Origin of the sequence: Nocardia sp. NPDC087230, assembly GCF_044744725.1 — a bacterium.
GTDB lineage: Bacteria > Actinomycetota > Actinomycetes > Mycobacteriales > Mycobacteriaceae > Nocardia > Nocardia canadensis.
In genome coordinates, this window is sequence record NZ_JBIUYV010000014.1 from 1 (window position 1) to 19,119 (window position 19,119).

A 19,119-nucleotide genomic window follows, 5' to 3' on the forward strand; every position below is an offset into this window, starting at 1 on the left:
AGGCCGAAGGGCGCGGGCATGCGCTCGTAGAGGTCGATGCTGACATCGGCATCGGACTTCATCAATGCGTCGGCGGCGTAGATACCGGCCGGTCCCGCCCCGACGATCGCCACGCGCAGGGCGGGATCGGCGGCTGTCATTTCCGGTACTCCGCGACGAAGGGGGTGTCCACGCCGAGATCACCGACCGCGGCGGCACTGCCCGGGGACCCGAGCGCGGCATCGCGGCCGGGCAGCGGCACGTCGAAGAACGCGGCATTGGCCGCGACGAAGTCCTCCTGCCCCGGCGCGATGTCCTCGGCGAGCGAGATCGCCTCGACCGGGCAGACCGGCTCGCACGCACCGCAATCCACGCATTCGGTGGGATGGATGTAGGCCATCCGGTCACCGGTGTAGATGCAGTCGACCGGGCATTCCTCCACGCAGGCGCGGTCCAGCACGTCCACGCAGGCGGCTCCGATGACGAAGGTCATGGCTGTCGTTCCTTCTCGTTCGGCTCGCCGAGCGCGGCGAGGATCTCATAACGCAGACGGGCGAATTCGGGCTCGAAACGGGCGCCCGGCGCACGGGGCGAGTCGATCTCGATCACCCGCTGGATGCGCGCCGGACGCGGGGTGAGCAGCACGATGCGGTCGGCCAGCAGCAGCGCCTCGTCGACGTCGTGGGTGACGAACAGCACCGTGGTCCGGCGCTGCTGCCACACCGAGATGAGCAGGCGCTGCATGTCGGCGCGGGTCTGCGCGTCCAGCGCGCCGAACGGTTCGTCCATCAGCAGCACCCGCGGTCGCGCCGCCAGTGTCCGCGCCAGTTGCACCCGCTGGCGCATCCCGCCCGACAGGGCACCGGGCAGATGATCACCGAAGTCGGTGAGCCCCACCAGGTTCAGCAGGTCCTGCGCCTCGCTCCGGCGGTCCCGGCGGGCCACACCCCGCAACTTCAGCGCGAATTCGATATTGCGGCGGGCGGTGCGCCACGGCAGCAGCGCGTCTTCCTGGAACACCATCGAGCAGTGCTGGGCCGCCGCCGCGCCGTCGACCGAGACCGTGCCGCCGATCGGGGGCAGCAGTCCGGCCATCGCGCGCAGCACCGTGGACTTGCCGCAGCCCGAGGGCCCGAGCAGCACGACGATCTGCCCGGCCGCGATGTCGAGATCCACTTCGGCCGCCAGGCTTTCGCCGTAGGCGACGCGCAGTCCGGCCAGCCGCACCGCGGCGCCGGCGCTCATCGCTGTGCCCTCGGCAGCCACCGGTTCACCCGGCGCCCCGCCAGTTCCACCAGCCAGGCGGTGAACCAGCCGAGCAGCCCGATGGTGAGCATGCCGACGATCACGCCCGGATAGTCCAGCAATCCGTAGGACTGCCAGGTGAAATACCCGATCCCGAACTGGCCGGAGATCATCTCGGCGCTGATCACGCAGATCCAGGCCACCCCCATCGCGACGGACAGGCCGGAGAAGATGCCGGGCAGTGCCCCCGGCAACGCGATCTGGAACAGGATGTCGCGGCGGCGCGCGCCGAGGGTGTGCGCGGCCTCCTCCCACACGCGGGGCAACGCGTGCATGGCGTGGATGGTGCTCACCGCCACCGGGAAGAACGCGGCGAAGAAGGTGATGAACACGATCCCCTGCTCTCCCGTCGGGAACAGCAGGATCGCCAACGGCACCAGCGCGATCGCGGGGATCGGCCGGAAGACCTCGAGCACCGGCCGCACCAGGGCGCTGACGACGGCCGAGCGGCCGACCGCCATCCCGATCAGGACGCCGGACACCGTCGCCAGGCCGAAGCCGACCAGGATCCGCCGAGTGCTGGAGACGACGTCGCGGTAGTAGCTCGCCGCGCCGAGCTGGGTGCGGAACGCGTCGAAAACCGCGGCGGGCGTAGGAATTTTGTCGAAGCGCAACCACAGCACCACCTGGTAGGTGGTGAGCAGATGCCAGGCCAGCAGCAGCGCCAGCAACGGAACGGCGGTCAGTGCCGTCCTGCGCGCTCTGCGGGGAATCGTGAAGCGGGTGGGTGACTGCGCGCGGGGCGCGGTGGTCTCGGGTGCCGCGACCGGGGCGGCGAGGGGTTGGGCGGAAACGGTCATGGTGAGCCTCCTGGTCTCACGTGACGGATCTAGCGGGCTGTCAGCGCTGCCTGGTAGTCGATGACCGCGGCGCCCGGATGAGCGGCGGCGTAGCGCTGCGCGTCGGCGCGGATCGCGAACGGCAGCAGGCGATCGTCGGGGCCCGCGCCGGGATCGCTGACCCAGGTCGCGGTCGCGGCGAACAGCCGGGTTCCGGTGCCGTGGTCGGGGACGTAGGCGGCGCGCACGGTGCCGCCCGCGGCCGCGATTCGGCGCAACAGGCAGGTAGGGGTCCTGGCGACCGCGGTCGTGGCGGTGTCGGCGAACCAGGCTTCCGAGGCGGTCGCGAGCCCGTCGACCGCTCCCCCGCACACGCTGTCGGTGCCGGTGAGCGTCGACGGCGGGGCCACCGAGGCTCGGGCGGTCTCGTAGTCGGCGCCGTAGACGGCCCGCACGTACCGATCGTCGACGAATTCATCGAGGTTCAGGTCGGAGAGCGCGCCCAGGCTCTTCAGGAACGGCAGCAGGGTGCCCAGCGCGTCGACCTGCTGTGGCTTGATCGTCGGATCGAACCCGACCAGGCCGTTCGGGCCGTTGTAGAGGTAGACGACTTCCGCGGGCAGACCCGTGACCTCGGCGACCCGTTGCGCGGCCTCGAGCGGATGCTGGTTGAGATAGTCGGTGACCTTGCGCTGGGCGGTGAGGAACGCCGTGACGATCTCGGGGTGCCGCGTCCCGAACCGTTCGTTGGCGACGACGGCATGGAAGGTCGGGATGCCCGCGCTGCCACCGTCGTAGAGCAGTCGGGCCTTGCCGTCGTAGACGAGTTTCTGTGGCCACGGCACGAATTGGGCCAGCGCGGCCACCTGGTCACCCTGCAGCGCCGAGGCGCCGACGGCGGGGTCCTGGCCGAGCAGTTTCACGTCGTCGAGGGTCATCCCCGCCGCCGACAATCCGGTGGCCAGCATGCCGTGGGCGGCCGAGCCGACACTGGTCGACACGATCTGCCCGCGCAGATCGGCCAGGGTCGCCGCGGGCGCGTCGAGCGGGACGACGATCTGGTTGAGCGAGCCGCGCAGGTTGTAGCCGGTGACCGCGATCAGCTCGGACTTCACATCGGCGTGATCGCGGGTCTTGGAGCCGTTCACCAGGATCGGGGCGTCGCCCATCGAACCGATGTCGACCTGACCCGCCAGCATCTGGGCGGTCAGCGGTGGGCCCGCGGCGAAATCCTTCCACTCCACCCGGTAGGTCAGGCCGTTGGTCTTGCCCAATGCGGCGAGTTCGGCTTCGAAGGTGCCGCGGTCGCGCAGCAGGGTACCGGCGGTAACGGTGTTGATGGTCTTGGACTGGTAGCCGATGTTCACCGTGACGGTCTTTCCGTCGTCGCCGGCGCCGCAGCCGGAGGCCAGGGTGGCGACCGCGGCGGCGCCGAGCAGCAGCGCGGTCAGGCGTAAGCAGGTCGAGCTCATGGTCGGTCCGTTCTTCTCAACGCAACAGGAACGGGATGTTGACGGTGACGGCGCCGACCGGGCATCGCGCGGCACAGGGCCCGCAGTACCAGCATTCGTCGACGTGCATGTAGGCCTTGCCCGAATCCGGATGGATGGCAAGGGAATCGAGCGGACACATGTCGACGCACAGCGTGCAGCCCTCGATACAGGTGGCCTCGTCGACCGAGACGGGGACATCGAGACGGGCATTGACCTGGGCCATCAGAGTTCCTTTCCAGAGTTGGCGATGCCGATGCGGGCGAAGGCGCGGACGTCGGCGTCCGGGTCGTCGAGTGCCCGTTGCAGCGCCGTGGTGATGTCGCGGCGCTCGGCGATCCGTTCGGCCAGTGCGCGCACCGCCGCCTTACGGACGTCGAGGTTGGGATCGGACACGGCCGCGAGCAGGGGCGCGGCCGCGAGTTCGGGGTCGGCCGCGCCGAGCGCGACCGCTGCCGCCTGCCGTACCTGCCAGGCCGGATCGGTCATCGCCGCGGTGGCGACGGCGGCGGCCTGGTCGTCGCAGCCGGTGCCGGCCAGGCTCGCCAGCGCGGCGGCGCGCACCAGCGGTTCCGGATCGTGCGCCAGGGTCAGCAGGGTGACCGCCCCGCGCGGGTCACCGACGGCGGCAAGCCCTTTCGCGACGCCGATCCGGACGTTCTGGTCCTCGTCGGCGGCCGCGGTGGCGAGTTCGTCGATGGCGTCGACCGAGGTCAGACCGCCCACGACGGTGCGCCGGACGGCCGCGTTCGGGTCGGCCAGCCGGGCGAGCAGTTCCCCGGCGCTCACTCTGCGGTGCCGCCACAGTGCCTCGATCGCGGCCGAGCGCACGGCCGGTTCGGGCGCGGTGAGGCACTCGCGCAGCGCCGCGTCGAACTCCGGCCCGGGTATCAGCACTTCGAGCAGTTCGGTGAGCAGCCCGATCGCGGTGTGGCGTACGTCGACATCGGCATCGGCCAGAGCGCCAGCGATGATCGGCGCCGCCGCGGCCCAGTCCTCGGTGGTCTCGCTCAGCACCGACAGGGCCGTCCGCCGGACCTCGGGATCGACGTCGCGGAGATACGGGGTGAGCTCGTCGAGTTCCGGGCACTCCTCGGCCAGGTCGAGCAGGGTCAGCAGGCGCGCGCTCATCGGGCACCCCACGCGCCGACGAGTTCGGGGGCCGCGACATCGGCGACGCCGTCGGGCCGCACGAATCCGGGGACCGGCACGATGTACGGCGCGACCGGGCGGGTGCGGAACTCCATCGACCCGGTCGCGCCGCGAAAGAGGTTGAGGTGGCAGAACCATTCCGCGTCGTCGCGCGCGGGCCAGTCGGCGCGCTGATGGTAGAGCCCCCAGCGGCTTTCGGTCCGGCGCAGGGAGGCCCGCGCCGCCATCTCGGCACAGTCGCGGATGAAGCTCACTTCGGCGCAACGCATCAGTTCGTGGGGTGTCTGCCCGCCCATGGCGGCGATCTCGTCCCGCATCCGCTCGAAGGCGGCCACCCCCAGCGCCAGGTAGGACTGCGCTTTCGGCGGTTGCAGGTAGTCGTTGACGAAACGGCGCAGCTTGTATTCCACCTGCGGCTGCGGCGGACCGTCGGGATTGCGCAGCGGGCGATAGATCAGCTCGTGGGCGGCCTCGACCTGGTCGGCGGGCAGCTCGGGATGGGTCGCACCGCGGGCGAAGGCGCTGGCGTGCTCGCCGGCGATGTCGCCGTAGACGAACGCGCCGATCATGTAGTTGTGCGGCACCAGCGCCATGTCACCGGCCGCGTACAGGCCGGGGACGGTGGTCGCGGCGTGTTCGTCGACCCACACGCCCGAGGCCGAATGTCCACTGCACAAGCCGATCTCGGAGATGTGCATCTCGATGTCGCCGGTGCGGTAGTCGGTGCCGCGGCCCGCGTGGAAGGTGCCGCGAGTAGGTCGTTCGGTGGTGTGCAGGATGCCTTCGATCTCGCGGATCGTGGCGTCGGGCAGGTGGCTCAGTTTCAGGTAGATCGGCCCGCGGGCGCTGTCGAGTTCCCGTTTGACCTCGGCCATCATCTGCCCCGACCAGTAGTCGCAGTCGACGAAGCGGTTGCCCTCGGCATTGACCTGGTAGCCGCCGAACGGATTCGCGACGTAGGCGCAGGCGGGACCGTTGTAGTCCTTGATCAGGGGGTTGATCTGGAAGCATTCGATGCCCGACAGCTCGGCGCCGGCGTGATAGGCCATCGCGTAGCCGTCCCCGGCGTTGGTGGGGTTCTCGTAGGTGCCGTACAGATAGCCCGAGGCGGGCAGGCCGAGCCGGCCGCACGCACCCGCGGCCAGAATCACCGCGCCCGCCGAGATGGTGACGAATTCGCCGGTGCGCGTATCGAAGCCGACGGCGCCGACCGCGCGCCCGTCCACGGTGAGCACCCGCACCGGCATCACCCGGTTGGAGATCGTCACCTTGGCGCGCACGTCGCGAGCCCGCAGGGTGCGGTAGAGCACCTTCTTCACGTCGCGGCCCTCGGGCATCGGCAGCACGTAGGAGCCCGAGCGGTGCACCTTGCGCACCGCGTACTCGCCGTGCTCGTCCTTCTCGAACTTGACGCCGTACCCCTCGAGGCGCTGCACCATCTCGAAGCCACGGGTGGCCGTCTCGTAGACGGTGCGCTGGTTGACGATGCCGTCGTTGGCGACGGTGATGTCGGCGACGTAGTCCTCCGGGCTGGCCTTGCCGGGCACCACGGCGTTGTTGACGCCGTCCATGCCCATCGCGAGCGCGCCGGAGTGCCGCACGTGCGCCTTCTCCAGCAGCAGCACGTTCGCGCCGTGGCGGGCCGCGGTGAGCGCGGCCATCGTGCCCGCCGTGCCGCCGCCGACGATCAGGACGTCGCAGACGAGCTCGCGCCGTTCGGTGAGCGGTGGGATCTGCATGGGGATCAACCCCTTTCGTTGGAGTCGCGGGCGACGGTGCGCCGCGGGGTCACCGGGACGCGGTCCAACCGCCCGGACAGCGAGAACCGGTCACCGCGATAGCGGATGTATTCGAGATCGACGGGCCGGCCGGAATCGGTGTAGGTGAGCCGTTCCAGGAACAGCAGCGGCGAACCGGCGCGGACTTCCAGCAGGCCGGCGACCGTGGGGTCGGCGGCGACCGCCTCGATCGCGACCGCGGCCGAGCCCAACGGCAGTCCGAGTTCGGCTTCGAGCAGGCCGAAGACGTCGCAGCCGGTGAGGTCCTGGTCGAGCAGGGGGATGCCGACGTCGGCCGTCAGGTAGCTGGCGTCGAGCGACAGCGGGGCGCCGTCGAGATAGCGCACCCGCTCCAGCGCGACGACCGGATCGCCCGGCTCCAGCTCGAGCCGTTCGGCGACCAGCGGCGTGGCGGGCACGACCTCGGCGAGCAGGACCCGGTTCACCACCCGGTCGCTGTGGGTCTGGAAGGTCTCAGCGAGCCCGCGCAGTCGGTCCAGACCCTGCACGGCCTTCTCGGCGACGACGAAGGTGCCCGCGCCCGGCACCCGATCGATCAGCCCTTCGTCGCGCAGCAGGGTGAGGGCGTCGCGGACGATATTGCGGCTGGTGGCGAAGTCGGCCGCGAGCTGGGCCTCGGCAGGCAGCGGCCGGGTGCCGTAGACGCCGCTGCGGATACGGGCGCGCAGGACGTCGCGGATGCGGCGGGCCGGTGCGCTGCGTCGGCCCGTGCCCGGATCGGGGGGCTGGGGCCGGGGCCGCGCCGAGGAAAAGGGAGTGGCTGTCATGCGGCACATGCTCCGAAGGCCGCGTTACGGCGGACGTTTCGGGCAATTACCGGGCCGTTACGCCAGTTACCGCTGCGACTCCGAGCCCTCTACCTGCGACGATGTCCCCGTGTCCGGTAGTCCCACCACCGGCGAGCGGGCGATCTCGAGTTGCGCGGCCCGATCGACGAGCAGTTCGCCCGGGCCCGAGGGTGGGGTGGTGCGGCGCCAGATCGCCCGGAACTTGCGGGTCAGCCGGGCGGCGTCGGCCGACGGCACCGCCACCAGCGCGCCGGTCGCCAGATCCGGCGCGGCGATCAGCCGGCTCAGGACCGCCGGGGCCATGCCGGCGCGGGCCGCCGCCACGATGGCGGCGGCCGAGCCCAGTTCCGCGGCCGGGCCCGCGGGGGTCGCGGCGGTGCTGAGCAGGTCCCAGACGGTGTCGCGGGTGCCAGAGCCCGGCTCGCGCCAGAGCAGGGCGGTGCCGGCGAGTTCGGCGAGCGCGACCGGGGTGGTCCGGCGCGCCCAGGGGTGCTCCGGCGCGACCACCACGACCAGGTCGTCGGCGCCGAGCACGCGACTGCCGAGCCCGGCGGGCGGATGCGGGCCCTCGACGAATCCCAGATCGGCGACACCGTCGCGCACCAGCGCCGCGACCTGGGTCGAGTTCTCCACCTCCAGCGAAATCAGCACTTCGGGATGGTCGGTGCGCAGCGCCGCCAACCAGTGCGGAATACGGTGGTCGGCAATCGTTTTCGACGCGGCGATGCGCAATCGTGGCGCGGCCGCGGCGCGCAGGCGATCGACGTCGTCGACCAGATCACGCACGGCGGCGAGCACGATGCGCGCGTGCTCGACCACCGCATGCCCGGCGTCGGTCAGCGCCGAGCCGGTCGGGCCGCGGTCGAGGAGCTTGACCCGCATCCGTCGTTCGAGGGCGCGGATCCGCATGCTCGCCGCGGGCTGGCTGATGCCGTGGCGGCGCGCGGCCGCGCCCAGACTGCCCAGCTCGGCCACCGACACGAGGAGGTCGAGGACCTCCAGGTCGGGGGTTCCGGGTGGCAGGGTCATGCGCCGATTATGGGCGACGCGCGCCGCGGCGCCGCATCAGGCACTGTCGTCGTCGTGTTCGGCCGCGTATCGGCCACGCAGGTCCTTGACCACCCCGTAGAGCGCGATCACCGGTTTCAGCGGCATCCACTCCCCGAATCGGTACTCTCGCCCCGGCACCAGTCGCACGGCAAGTTCCGGGCTCTGTTCCGCCAGATAGTCACGACCGGTCGCGGCGTGGGTGGGCAGGGAGACGATCTTGATCCGGTCGACGTCCTTGAGGTAAGGAATCGCGAAAGCGATGTTCTCCCAAGTGGATCGGCTCGATTCCTCGAGCACGAGCTCACCGCGATAGCCGCGCGCGTCCGTGGCGTAGGCGGCCATCAGCGCCGCCTCGGACACCGGACCCGCGCAGGCACCGCCGCACAGGACCAGCCGGGATTCGGTCGCCGCCGGATCGAGGGAGCGCAGGCCCGCGCGCACCCGCCACCGGTTCATGGCATTGGCTCGCGGGCCCGCGTCGCGGTAGCCGAGCACCACGACCGCCTCGGACCCCGGGCCCGCCGAGCCGACGCGCCTGCGCGAGGCGCGCCAGTTCGCCCACTCGCCCCACAGCGTCGCTGCGATCGCGGCGGTCAGCGCGAGCCGGGTCGATGTCCGCACCACTCCAGGAAAGCACACCCGCCGCACCACCAGCCATAAGCCTGCCTTATGAGAACCCCGGAAACGGGCCTCTACCTCGGAGTCTTCGGCGCGGCGAAGGTGGAGGAGTGAACCGAGTACGTACCATCGCTCCCGGCCTGGCCCTCGCCGCACTCCTGGCCACCGTGGCCGTGCCCTTCGGTAAGGCCCTGCCGATGATCGGCGCGCCCGTGCTGGCGCTGGCCGCGGGCGCCGTCGCCGGGATGGTGTTGCGCCGTCGGGACGCGGCGGGCGAGACGTTCGGCCCGGGCCTCGACCTCGCCCGGCAGCGGCTGCTCGGCGCGGCGATCGTGCTGCTCGGGCTCGGGCTGCCGCTGGGGTCGGTGATGAGTGTGGGCAAGGAGACGGCCGTCGTGCTGCTCGGCACACTGCTCGTCGGCGGGGTGGCGGCGTTCTTCGTCGGCCGGATGCTGGCGGTGGACCGGGAGTCGGCGACGCTGGTGGCGGTGGGCACCACGATCTGCGGTGCGTCCGCGATCGCCGCCGCCACCGCGGTCCTGCGGCCGGACAAGCAGCGCGTCGCCTACGCCCTCGGCACCATCTTCGTCTTCAATGTCGCCGCGGTGCTGGTGTATCCGCCGCTCGGGCGCGCGCTCGGCCTGTCGCAGGAGGCGTTCGGCCTGTGGGTAGGCACCGCGATCAACGACACCTCCTCGGTGCTGGCCGCCGGGGTCATCTTCGGCGCGGGCGCCGCGCACTTCGCGGTCATCGTGAAGCTGGTGCGCAGTCTCGCGATCGTCCCGCTGTGTATCGGCCTGCACGTCGGCCGCCGCCGTCTGACCGCGGAGACCGGCGCCCCCGCGGGTTCGCTGCGCCAGGCGTTCCCGCTGTTCGTGGTGCTGTTCCTGGCGGCCTCGATCGTCGCCGGGCTGGGCATCCTGCCCACCGCGCTGACCCAGCCGCTGGCCACCACCAGCGGCTGGCTGATCGCCGCGGTGCTGGCCGCCATCGGCACCTCGTTGAGCGTCGAGCGGCTGCGCAGCGCTGGCGTGCGGCCCCTGGTCCTCGGTGGCGCGCTGGGCCTGATCCTGGGCATCGCCAGCCTCGGCCTGATGTACCTCACCGGCTGGTGCTGACGCCGAGATCTCGTGGGGCGCGGGCGCCCCACGAGATCGTCGGTCAGGCAGTCGCGTTCACCGCGTTCAGCACCGCATCCAGGGACGCCGCGATCACCGAGGTACTGCGCCCGAAGGCCCAGCCGGTGCGTCCGGCAACCCGGTATTCGAGGTAGCCGACCGCGGCGCTGTCGGCGCCCTCGGCCACGGAATGCTGTGTCAGGCCCAGGATCTCGACCGGGTGACCCGCGGCGGCGAGTGCCGTGGTGACCGCGTCGACCGGGCCGATGCCGTGGTGCACCGAGCGCAGTTCGCGTCCGTCGATGTCGAGCACGATCTCGGTGGTCTCCTCGACGATGCGCCACCGCGTCAGCACGATGCGCGGATCCGCCACCGTATAGGCCCGCTCGAACAGGGTGAACAGTTCCTTCGCGGTGACCTCGGTGCCGGTGTCGTCGGTGCGCACCTGCACCCGCCGGGCCAGGTCGATCTGCAGGCGGCGCGGCAGGTCCAGCCCGTACTCGGTGTGCAGCAGGTAGGCGATGCCGCCCTTGCCGGACTGGGAGTTCACCCGGATCACGGCGTCGTAGGAGCGCCCGATATCGGCGGGGTCGATCGGCAGGTACGGGACCTGCCAGGGCAGTTCACGCTCGGCGACACCGGCGCGCGCCGCCACCTCGCGATGATGGGCCATCCCCTTGCGGATCGCGTCCTGATGGGTACCCGAGAACGCGGTGTGGACGAGATCGCCGACGTAGGGATGCCGTTCGGACACGGGCAACCGGGTGCAGTACTCCACCGTGCGGCGGATCTCGTCGATGTCGGAGAAGTCGATCATCGGGTCGACGCCCTGGGCGTGCAGGTTGAGCGCCAAGGTCGCGATGTCGACATTGCCGGTGCGCTCGCCGTTGCCGAAGACGCAGCCCTCCACCCGCTGGGCGCCGGCCAGCACTGCCAGCTCGGCACAGGCGATGCCGGTTCCCCGGTCGTTGTGCGGATGCACCGACAGGATCACCCCGTCGCGACGGGCCAGGTGGCGGTGCATGTACTCGATCTGGTCGGCGTAGACGTTGGGCGTCGCCACCTCCACCGTCGCGGGCAGATTCAAGGTCACCGGCCGCTGCGGGCAGGCCTGCCACAGCGCGGTCACCGCGTCGCAGATCTCGAGCGCGAAGTCCGGTTCGGTCAGGTTGAACACCTCGGGCGAGAACTGGAATCGCACGTTCGGCAGCTCACCCGCCGTGTCGAGCACCTCGCGCGCACCGGCCAGGATCAGCTCCCGCAACTGCTCGCGATCCTTGCCCAGCACGACCTCCCGCCAGACCGGCGCGGTGGCGGTGTACAGGTGGATGACCACCTCGTTGGCGATCCCGCGCACCGACTCGACGGTCCGCGCGATCAGGTCGCGGCGGGCCGGGGTGAACACGACGACGGTCACGTCCGGCGGCGCGATCGGGGTGCGCGCCAGCAACCGGACGAAGTCGAAGTCGGTCTGCGAGGCGGAGGGATAGCCGACCTCGATCTCCTTGTACCCCATCGCGACCAGCAGTTCGAAGAACCGGCGCTTGCGGTCGGGATCCATCGGTTCGGCCAGCGCCTGATTGCCGTCGCGCAGGTCGACGGGCACCCACAGCGGGGCGGTGGTGATCCTGGCATCCGGCCAGTCCCGTTCTCCGGCGGGCACGTCCACGCGCCGGTGGACATCGCGGTAGCGATGCGACGGCATGGCCGAGTGGCGCTGCCGGTTCCACGCGGGCGCGTCGGTGCCGACGGCGCCGGTGGGGGTGATCAGGGTGGGAAAGGGGGTCATGACGGTTCTGCTTCCTGGCCGCGGGGGCCACGAGACGACGGCGACCGGCCACGACAGAGCCCCACGGCGGGGCGGCCGGTCGGTCAGGCCCCGCCATGGCGGCGGAGGAGAAGCGCGGTGTAGGTCATGATGGGTACACTTCTACCACAACTCCTCAGACAAGTAGAGAGGTTTTTCGGTGGTTGCACAGGTCAGGCGTCAGCCCCTGGCCGCTCAGGCGGCCGAACTCCTGCTCACGCGCATCCGCGCCGGCGAGTGGCCGCTGGGGCACCGATTACCGGGTGAGACGCTGCTGGCCGCCCAGCTGGGCGTCGGCCGGTCCACCCTGCGCGAGGCGATCCGGGAGCTGGCGGGCAAAGGCGTGCTCGACAGCAGACAGGGCGCGGGGGTGTTCGTCACCGCGCTCGACGTGAGCGAGGACTGGGACGTCGTGCTGCGCGGCGCCACCATCGCGGCGGTGATCGAGGCGCGCATCGCGATCGAGGCCGAGGCGGCCGCGCTGGCGGCACAGCGACGCACCCCCGCCGACGTGCGCGCCATCCGCCGGGCCCTGGCCGGTCGCCGGGCCGACGGCCAGACCGTGGCCGAGCACGTCGACGCCGATATGGCCTTCCATCGCGCGGTCATCGTCGCCGCCCACAACGACGTGCTGACCCAGCTGTTCGACAGCTTTTTGCCCCGCCTGCGCCTGGCCATGATCGACATGCTCGAGTTGCGTCCCGTCGCCTCCGAGCAGGCCGACCACGCCGCGCACGAACAACTCGCCCAGGCCGTCGCCGACCGGAACCCCACGGCGGCGGCCGCATTCAGCCGCACCCACCTGTCCGCCCTGAAGGAGGCTTTCGCATGACCGGCGCGCCCGTGATCGAACTCGACGGGGTGACCTTCCGGCGGGCGGGCAAGAAGATCATCAACGGCATCTCCCTGACCGTGCGGGCCGGCGAGCACTGGGCCTTGCTCGGGCCCAACGGGGCGGGCAAGAGCACCCTGCTCGGCTTCTGCGGCGCGGTCACCTTCCCCACCACCGGCACGGTGCGGGTGCTCGGCGAGCAGTTCGGCCGGGTGGAACTCGCCCGGCTGCGCCGCTCGATCGGGCACGTCGATCCGCGCCATCCCCTGCGGTACGCGCTCACCGTCCGCGAGGTGGTGCTGACCGGCATCACCGGCACCATCGACACTCCGATGCGCTGGTCGCCGACCGCCGACGACTTGGCCCGCGCCGACGCGATCATCGACACCCTCGGCCTGACCGGCAAGGCCGGCGAGGTCTGGCCGACCCTGTCGCAGGGCGAACGCGGCCGCACCCTCATCGCCCGCGCCCTGATCAGCGGTCCCCGCGTGCTGCTGCTCGACGAACCGTCCACCGGCCTGGACCTGGCCGCCCGCGAACAGCTCCTCACCACCATCGACTCCCTCGACCGCACCCACCCCGAGGTCGCCTCGGTGCTGGTCACCCACCATCTCGAGGAACTGCCGAGCAGTACCACCCACGCCCTGCTCATCGCCGACGGGCGCACCGTCGCCACCGGCCCCGCCGACCGGGTCATCACCACCGACCACGTCTCCACCGCCTTCGACCACCCCATTGAAGTGCGCTACGACGAGGGCCGCTGGAGCGCCCGCGCCCGCTGACACGACCCACCCCCGGCGGTTACGATCGCGGGACATCGCATGTCGGAACCGACAGGAGGATGTCATGAGGATCGGGTACCGGATCGTCGCCACCGCGGGAGCCACCGCGGCACTGACCTTGGCGGCCGCGGGCATCGCCGCCGCCGAGGACACCGAACCGCCGAAATCGCCCCTGGTCGAGTACATCGAATCGTGGCCGCCCGCCCCATCTGGCTGCGACCGGGTCTGGGACCCGATCGAGGACGCCGTCGAGGATTACGTCCCGGCCGTCGTCGAGCCCGTCTTCGACGCCTTCGACGACTGGTGCGAGGGCGACGCCGACTAGTCCGAGTCGAGGTCGGGTTCGGCGGCGAGGAGTTCATCGGCCCTGGCCAGCGCGCGGTCGAGATCGTCGGTGACCGCGTCCAGCACCGAGATCCCGTCGAGCATCTCGGACAGTTCGGCGCGCAGCGCGTCCAATTCGGCGATCGCCGGATCGACGGTGGTCCAGGCGACGGTGTCGCGCCACCAGCGGTCCCGCTGGACCCAGGACCAGACGACATCGCGCACCAGCAGGGCGTCGGTGGTGAACAACTGGCGACGGTCGGTGCCGTCGATGTGCTCGACCTCGTAGGTGCCGTCGTCGAGGTACCTGGCCTGGAGCCGCTCGGTCGCGGTGCGCGTCAGCAGCAGGAACGGATGATCGGGGGCCGGGTCGGTCGCGGCGGTGCCGGGATCGGCCGGGTCGACGGCCCGTGGCGCATCCAAGCCGTCGCCGAGGTGGACCACGACCTCCGGCGATTCGTCACGCTGGGCCTCCATCCGGCCAGTGTGCCGGATGGAGGCAGGGCCGGACCAGGGGTAGCGCGGAATCGGCACCCGGCGACCGGTCATCGGCCTGCGCGTCGCCACAGCGGCCGGTACCGTCACCGAGATGACGTGGACAGCGCCCGAAGTCGTCCCGACGCGCACGCTGGTCGGGGTGGACGAACGCCCGATGTTGCAGTCCTGGTTGGACTTCCATCGCCAGAGCCTGCTCAACAAGTGCGGCGGCCTCGACGGCGACCAGCTCGCGATCCGCTCGGTGCCGCCGTCCACGCTGTCGCTGCTGGGACTGATCCGGCACCTCACCGAGGTCGAGCGCGGCTGGTTCCGGGTGTCGGCCGCCGGGGAGTCCCTCGAACCGGTCTACGGGTCCGAGACCGAACCGGACGCCGATTTCGACGACCTCACCTCGCTGCCCGCCGCGGAGGCGTTCGCGGTCTTCCACGCCGAGATCGCCGCCTGTGACGCGGCGGTCGCCGCTCTGCCGCTCGACCATGTCTTCCACGTCCCGTGGCGGTCCGACGGCTACACCCTGCGCTGGGTGTATCTGCACATGATCGAGGAGTACGCCCGGCACAACGGCCACGCCGACCTGCTGCGGGAGCGGATCGACGGCGTAACCGGCAGCTTCTGACCGCCTCAGGCGGTCCCGGTGATCACCTCGGTGGTCAGCTGATCGAGGTCGTCGATGACCACGGCGGCCAGCGCCAGCGCGTCGGGAACCGGCGGGAACTCCGGACGGGGGTCGGCGACGACCCGCATGCCCGCCGCGTGGGCCGAGCGCAGGCCGTTGGTCGAATCCTCCACGGCGGTACAGCTGTTCGGGTCGACCCCGAGCCGCTGGGCGATGGTGAGGTAGACATCGGGCGCGGGCTTACCCCGGCCGACCTCCTCGGTCGACAGGATCGCGGAGAAGTACTCGAGCAGACCGGACTTCGCCAGCACCAGGTCGATCAGCGAGCGCGGCGACGAACTGGCCAGACCCAGTTTCCACTGGCTCGCGCACCGCTGCACCGCCTCGACCGCGCCCGGCAGCAACGGCACGTGGTGGGCGTACTGGTCGGCCATCAGATCGATGATCTTGGTCGAGATGTCGTCGAGCGGCATGGCGACCCCGAGATCGTCGCTCATATAGGCGGCCCATTCCTGGGTACTCATGCCCATCATCTTGCGTTGCGAATCCGGTTGCCACCGGCCACCTTTGAGTTCGACGTAGTCGCGCCGGACCTGTTCCCAGATGGGTTCGGAATCGATCAGCACGCCGTCCATGTCGAACACTACCGCCGCGATACCCATGCGCTCAGCCTTTCGCCGTTCATCCGCCGGGCACCACGCGGGCGCGCCGACTCTCGGTACGTACAGACCTGCTCGGTGATCGCCGACCAGCCTAATAGAGGCGCACCCGCGGCGGTGAGCCGTGTCACGAGCACGGACACAAGTGGGACACCGAACGCGAACATCCAGCTCCGCAGCGATAACGTGTTGCATATGGACGATACACAGGTCGGCAACTCGCTGCCGGACGCAGAGCACCACGAGGGCGGGTTCCGGCCGGTCGCCGAGCTGATCCAGCAGCGCAGGCAAGCGAAGCAGGACCACACCATCGGCGGCCCGCACTACGGCGAACTGATCGAACAGGTGCGCGAGCTGATGGACCGCGCGCGCCTGCTGAACCCGTCCGACGAGCTGGCCAAGGAGACCATCGCGACGCTCGAGCAGCTCAACGCGCGCCTGGACGCCGCGGTCGTAGACGAGTGGTCGGCACCGACCTGGACCCGCACCGACCTGCCCTCGCGCGGCAACATCACGCTGCCGCCGTACACGGTGGCCAGCGCCGACGTCGACGGTGTCACCGCCGAGCTGACCTTCCGGACCTTCCACCTGGGCGGCAACAACGCCGCGCACGGCGGGCAGATCGGCGTCGCCTTCGACGACATCCTCGGCATGACCGCCGCGGTGCACACCAAGGCCGTCACCCGGACCGCCTCGCTCACCATCGACTACCGCTCGATCACCCCGCTCAACAAGAAGCTGACGGTGCGCGCGTGGGTGGAGCGTACCGACGGCCGCAAGGTGTACTTGCGCGCGACGATGCACGACGGCGAGCGCCTGTGCGCCGAGGCGAACGGGCTGTTCATCCTCCTCAAGCCCGGTCAGCCCTGACCGAGCCCGGCCGCCGGGCGACATTGCGATCGACGTGATCCGAATGTCGCCCGCACCGGCCGGGGTGGCGCAATGCCGCCGCGTGGTCCGATCGCCGCAGGTCCCGGCGACGGTCACCCGGCGTAGAAACATCCCCTGAATTCGGGCCCGACGCACGACGGGCCCCGGGCCGCATAGCGGCCGCTATCGTCGCTGTTCATGCAGGTCAGCGAGAAAACGGCAGCCGCAGAACCCACTCCGATTCGAGGCCAGCGCGCCGATCGGGCGCGCCGGGTGGCCGACATCCTGCGCCACCAGATCCTGGCCGGCGCGGTGCAGGGCGCGTTGCCCGGCGAGCAGGAGCTCGCCGCCGAGCACGACACCTCCCGCAACACCATCCGCGAGGCGCTGGCCCTGCTGCGTGCCGAGGGCCTCATCGATCGCGCGCCCAAGGTCGGCACCCGCGTCGCCGCCCGCAAGTACGACCACGGCCTCGACGCCTTGCTCGGCCTGCAGGAGACGCTCACGGAGCACGGCACCGTCCGCAACGAGGTACGCGCGGCCACCCACATCACCGCTCCCCCGGCCGTCGCGCGCAGGCTCGGCCTGGCACCCGGCGATCGCGTCGTCTACATCGAGCGGCTGCGTTTCCTCGCCGACCTGCCGCTGAGCCTGGATCTCACCTATCTCGCGCCCGACGTCGGCGACGCGGTGCTGGCCAACGATCTCGCGACCACCGACGTGTTCGTGCTGCTCGAGCAGGTCACCGGTCAGTCGCTCGGCGCGGCCGACCTCGCCCTGGAAGCGGTCGCCGCCGACCCGCACACCGCGACCACCCTCGACACCCCCGCCGGCGCTCCCCTGCTGATGCTAGAGCGCCTCACCCATCTCGACGACGGCAGACCCGTCGACCTCGAATACATCCGCATGCGCGGTGACCGCATCACCATGCGCGGCAGCCTCACCCGCAGCGCACCCGAATGGAAGGTCCTCTAGATGGCACTCGTCCCCCAGCGTGCCGACGTCCCCGTGACGATCGACGAATCGCTGTGCATCACCGGCTGCACCTTGTGCGTCGACATGTGTCCACTCGATTCCCTTGCCATTCACGAGGATTCGGGCAAGGCCTACATGCACGTCGACGAATGCTGGTACTGCGGGCCGTGCGCGGCCCGCTGCCCGACCGGCGCCGTCACCGTCAACATGCCCTATCTGCTCCGCTGAACCCGGGAATTCCACGCATGAAGATCACTCGTCTCGTCCCCGCCGCGCTCGCGCTCGCGCTCACCGCGACGGGCTGCTCGCTCGAAAGCACCGACGCCGCACCGGCGGGCACCGTCAAGGTCGTCGTCGGGTACCAGTCCAAGACCATCAACACCGTCACCGCGGGCACCCTGCTCGAGGCGCAGGGCTACCTCGAGCAGCGGTTGCAGAAGATCACCGACGCCGGTGGCGCGAAGTACCAGGTGGAGTGGCAGGACTACGACACCGGCGCGCCGATCACCGCGCAGATGGTGGCCGAGAAGATCGATATCGGCTCGATGGGCGACTACCCGTTGCTCATCAACGGTTCCCGCACCCAGGCCAACGAGCGCGCCCGCACCGAGCTGGTGTCGATCACCGGCTACCACCCCAAGGGCGCGCTGAACATGGTGGTGGTGCCGAATGATTCACCGGCGCGCTCGCTCACCGATCTGGCGGGCCAGAAGATCTCGGCCAGTGTCGGTTCGGCGGGCCACGGCACCTTGGTGCAGGCGCTGAGCCGGGCGGGTATCGACCCGGCCGAGGGCGTGGAGGTGCTCAACCAGCAGCCGCAGGTCGGCGCGACCGCGCTGGAATCGCATCAGGTCGGCGCACTCTCGCAGTTCGTGGCGTGGCCGGGTCTGCTGGTGCAGCAGAACAAGGCCAAACTGCTCTACGACGGCGCCGAGCTGAACGTGCCCACCTTCCACGGCGTGGTCGCCCGCCGCGCCTACGCCGCCGACCACCCCGAGGTACTGCAGGCCTTCCTGGCCGCGCAGCTGGACGCGACCGCGTTCCTCAACGAGAAGCCTTTCGAGGCAGCCGATCTCGTCGCGAAGGGCTCGGGCCTGCCGCAGGAGGTCGTCTACCTCTACAACGGCCCCGGCGGCACCAGTTTCGACACCACTCTCAAGGCCGACCTCGTCGCCGCGTTCAAAGACGATGTGACGTATCTGAAGTCGATCGGCGATTTCGCCGACCTCGATATCGACGCGTTCGTCCAGGACGGACCGCTGCGCAAGGCCTTCGCCGAGACCGGGCGCGGCGACTACGACACCGCCCTGGCGTCGCGGGTGAACCCGAGCAAGATCACCGGGACCGACCCGATCTGCGCGGTGCCCGTGACCGATCCGGCGCTGGCCGGGGAGATCTGGGTCGACGGCGCGGACAAGCCGCAGCCCGCCGCCAACCCGGCTTGCCTGCTGCGAGCGGTGCAGGCCGCCAAGGCCCAGGGCAAGAGAATCCGGGCGGTCTACCTCCCCGACGCCGAACTGGGCACCCGCTGGTTCGCCGACAAGGCGATCTGGCTGCGCGACGGCGACCGGTACCTGCCGTTCACCACGCAGGCCGCCGCCGACCGCTATCGCGCCGCCCATCCCGCCGCCGCGCCGATCGCCTACGACCAGGCCGTGACGGAAGTCCGCGGATGAGT

General features: G+C 70.7%; 21 protein-coding genes and 1 pseudogene. 9 read left to right on the top strand and 13 right to left on the bottom strand.

The annotated features are described in order from the left end of the window. From ACIO52_RS29780 to ACIO52_RS29825, 10 genes and pseudogenes are all read right to left on the bottom strand, one after another. A partial coding sequence (locus ACIO52_RS29780; protein ID WP_402648687.1) for an FAD/NAD(P)-binding protein occupies positions 1-140 on the bottom strand: 140 nt, incomplete at its 3' end. Continuing rightward, positions 137-472: a ferredoxin gene (fdxA, locus tag ACIO52_RS29785; RefSeq protein WP_218716318.1), complete on the bottom strand. Its 336-nt coding sequence runs from the start codon at positions 470-472 to the stop codon at positions 137-139. The genes ACIO52_RS29780 and fdxA, both read right to left, overlap by 4 nt. Continuing rightward, the gene (locus tag ACIO52_RS29790; RefSeq protein WP_402648552.1) at positions 469-1,224 is read right to left on the bottom strand and encodes an ABC transporter ATP-binding protein; all 756 of its coding nucleotides are present in this window, start codon (positions 1,222-1,224) and stop codon (positions 469-471) included. The genes fdxA and ACIO52_RS29790 overlap by 4 nt, the downstream gene beginning before the upstream one ends. Next, on the bottom strand, positions 1,221-2,084 hold the full coding sequence (locus tag ACIO52_RS29795; RefSeq protein WP_342802225.1) for an ABC transporter permease: 864 nt from the start codon (positions 2,082-2,084) through the stop codon (positions 1,221-1,223). Before ACIO52_RS29795 ends, ACIO52_RS29790 begins: the two co-directional genes overlap by 4 nt. A 29-nt stretch (positions 2,085-2,113) precedes the next feature. After that, positions 2,114-3,535: an ABC transporter substrate-binding protein gene (locus ACIO52_RS29800; RefSeq protein WP_402648556.1), complete on the bottom strand. Its 1,422-nt coding sequence runs from the start codon at positions 3,533-3,535 to the stop codon at positions 2,114-2,116. Positions 3,536-3,551: 16 nt separating this feature from the next. Next, the gene (locus tag ACIO52_RS29805; protein WP_316574655.1) at positions 3,552-3,779 is read right to left on the bottom strand and encodes a ferredoxin family protein; all 228 of its coding nucleotides are present in this window, start codon (positions 3,777-3,779) and stop codon (positions 3,552-3,554) included. Further along, a pseudogene (locus ACIO52_RS29810) lies at positions 3,779-6,444 on the bottom strand (fumarate reductase/succinate dehydrogenase flavoprotein subunit). The gene ACIO52_RS29805 and the pseudogene ACIO52_RS29810 overlap by 1 nt, the downstream one beginning before the upstream one ends. A 5-nt stretch (positions 6,445-6,449) precedes the next feature. After that, positions 6,450-7,271: a GntR family transcriptional regulator gene (locus ACIO52_RS29815; protein WP_316574654.1), complete on the bottom strand. Its 822-nt coding sequence runs from the start codon at positions 7,269-7,271 to the stop codon at positions 6,450-6,452. Between the two features lie 66 nt (positions 7,272-7,337). Beyond that, complete coding sequence (locus ACIO52_RS29820; protein ID WP_402648560.1) at positions 7,338-8,321, bottom strand: LysR family transcriptional regulator; 984 nt, start codon at positions 8,319-8,321, stop codon at positions 7,338-7,340. A gap of 36 nt (positions 8,322-8,357) precedes the next feature. Then, entirely contained in the window at positions 8,358-8,963 is a 606-nt protein-coding gene (locus ACIO52_RS29825) for a YdcF family protein (RefSeq protein ID WP_402648562.1), read from the bottom strand. Between the two features lie 107 nt (positions 8,964-9,070). Between ACIO52_RS29825 and ACIO52_RS29830 the strand changes: the two genes are divergently transcribed. After that, the gene (locus tag ACIO52_RS29830; protein WP_402648565.1) at positions 9,071-10,078 is read left to right on the top strand and encodes a YeiH family protein; all 1,008 of its coding nucleotides are present in this window, start codon (positions 9,071-9,073) and stop codon (positions 10,076-10,078) included. A 43-nt stretch (positions 10,079-10,121) separates the two neighbouring features. Here ACIO52_RS29830 and ACIO52_RS29835 read toward each other — a convergent pair whose 3' ends face one another. Continuing rightward, on the bottom strand, positions 10,122-11,783 hold the full coding sequence (locus ACIO52_RS29835) for a 2-isopropylmalate synthase (protein ID WP_402648689.1): 1,662 nt from the start codon (positions 11,781-11,783) through the stop codon (positions 10,122-10,124). A gap of 262 nt (positions 11,784-12,045) precedes the next feature. Here ACIO52_RS29835 and ACIO52_RS29840 point away from each other — a divergent pair, with 262 nt between their 5' ends. The 3 genes from ACIO52_RS29840 (at position 12,046) to ACIO52_RS29850 (ending at position 13,824) form a co-directional block, all read left to right on the top strand. After that, positions 12,046-12,717, top strand: a complete 672-nt coding sequence (locus ACIO52_RS29840; protein ID WP_316574650.1) for an FCD domain-containing protein — start codon at positions 12,046-12,048, stop codon at positions 12,715-12,717. Then, positions 12,714-13,499, top strand: a complete 786-nt coding sequence (locus tag ACIO52_RS29845; RefSeq protein ID WP_218716309.1) for an ABC transporter ATP-binding protein — start codon at positions 12,714-12,716, stop codon at positions 13,497-13,499. Before ACIO52_RS29840 ends, ACIO52_RS29845 begins: the two co-directional genes overlap by 4 nt. Positions 13,500-13,563: 64 nt before the next feature. Next, complete coding sequence (locus ACIO52_RS29850; protein ID WP_316574649.1) at positions 13,564-13,824, top strand: hypothetical protein; 261 nt, start codon at positions 13,564-13,566, stop codon at positions 13,822-13,824. Here ACIO52_RS29850 and ACIO52_RS29855 read toward each other — a convergent pair. After that, a complete protein-coding gene (locus ACIO52_RS29855) occupies positions 13,821-14,300 on the bottom strand; it encodes a hypothetical protein (RefSeq protein ID WP_316574648.1) in 480 nt (159 codons plus the stop codon). The two genes, ACIO52_RS29850 and ACIO52_RS29855, sit on opposite strands and share 4 nt — an antisense overlap. A gap of 112 nt (positions 14,301-14,412) precedes the next feature. Between ACIO52_RS29855 and ACIO52_RS29860 the strand changes: the two genes are divergently transcribed. Continuing rightward, positions 14,413-14,937 carry a DinB family protein gene (locus ACIO52_RS29860; protein WP_218716306.1) on the top strand — a complete coding sequence of 175 codons (525 nt, stop codon included), beginning with the start codon at positions 14,413-14,415 and terminating at the stop codon, positions 14,935-14,937. A gap of 5 nt (positions 14,938-14,942) precedes the next feature. Here the strand turns inward: ACIO52_RS29860 and ACIO52_RS29865 are convergent, their stop codons facing one another. Then, positions 14,943-15,599: an HAD family phosphatase gene (locus ACIO52_RS29865; protein WP_218716305.1), complete on the bottom strand. Its 657-nt coding sequence runs from the start codon at positions 15,597-15,599 to the stop codon at positions 14,943-14,945. A gap of 192 nt (positions 15,600-15,791) precedes the next feature. Here ACIO52_RS29865 and ACIO52_RS29870 point away from each other — a divergent pair, with 192 nt between their 5' ends. The 4 genes from ACIO52_RS29870 to ACIO52_RS29885 all read left to right on the top strand — a co-directional run bounded on the left by ACIO52_RS29870 (position 15,792) and on the right by ACIO52_RS29885 (position 19,117). Beyond that, on the top strand, positions 15,792-16,466 hold the full coding sequence (locus tag ACIO52_RS29870; protein WP_218716304.1) for a PaaI family thioesterase: 675 nt from the start codon (positions 15,792-15,794) through the stop codon (positions 16,464-16,466). Positions 16,467-16,664: 198 nt separating this feature from the next. Next, entirely contained in the window at positions 16,665-17,441 is a 777-nt protein-coding gene (locus ACIO52_RS29875; protein ID WP_342801980.1) for a GntR family transcriptional regulator, read from the top strand. Continuing rightward, positions 17,442-17,669 (top strand): ferredoxin family protein, encoded by a 228-nt coding sequence (locus ACIO52_RS29880; RefSeq protein ID WP_019046727.1) that lies wholly within the window; start codon positions 17,442-17,444, stop codon positions 17,667-17,669. 17 nt (positions 17,670-17,686) lie between these two features. Then, complete coding sequence (locus ACIO52_RS29885) at positions 17,687-19,117, top strand: ABC transporter substrate-binding protein (protein WP_402648573.1); 1,431 nt, start codon at positions 17,687-17,689, stop codon at positions 19,115-19,117. The last annotated feature ends 2 nt before the right edge of the window (positions 19,118-19,119 follow it).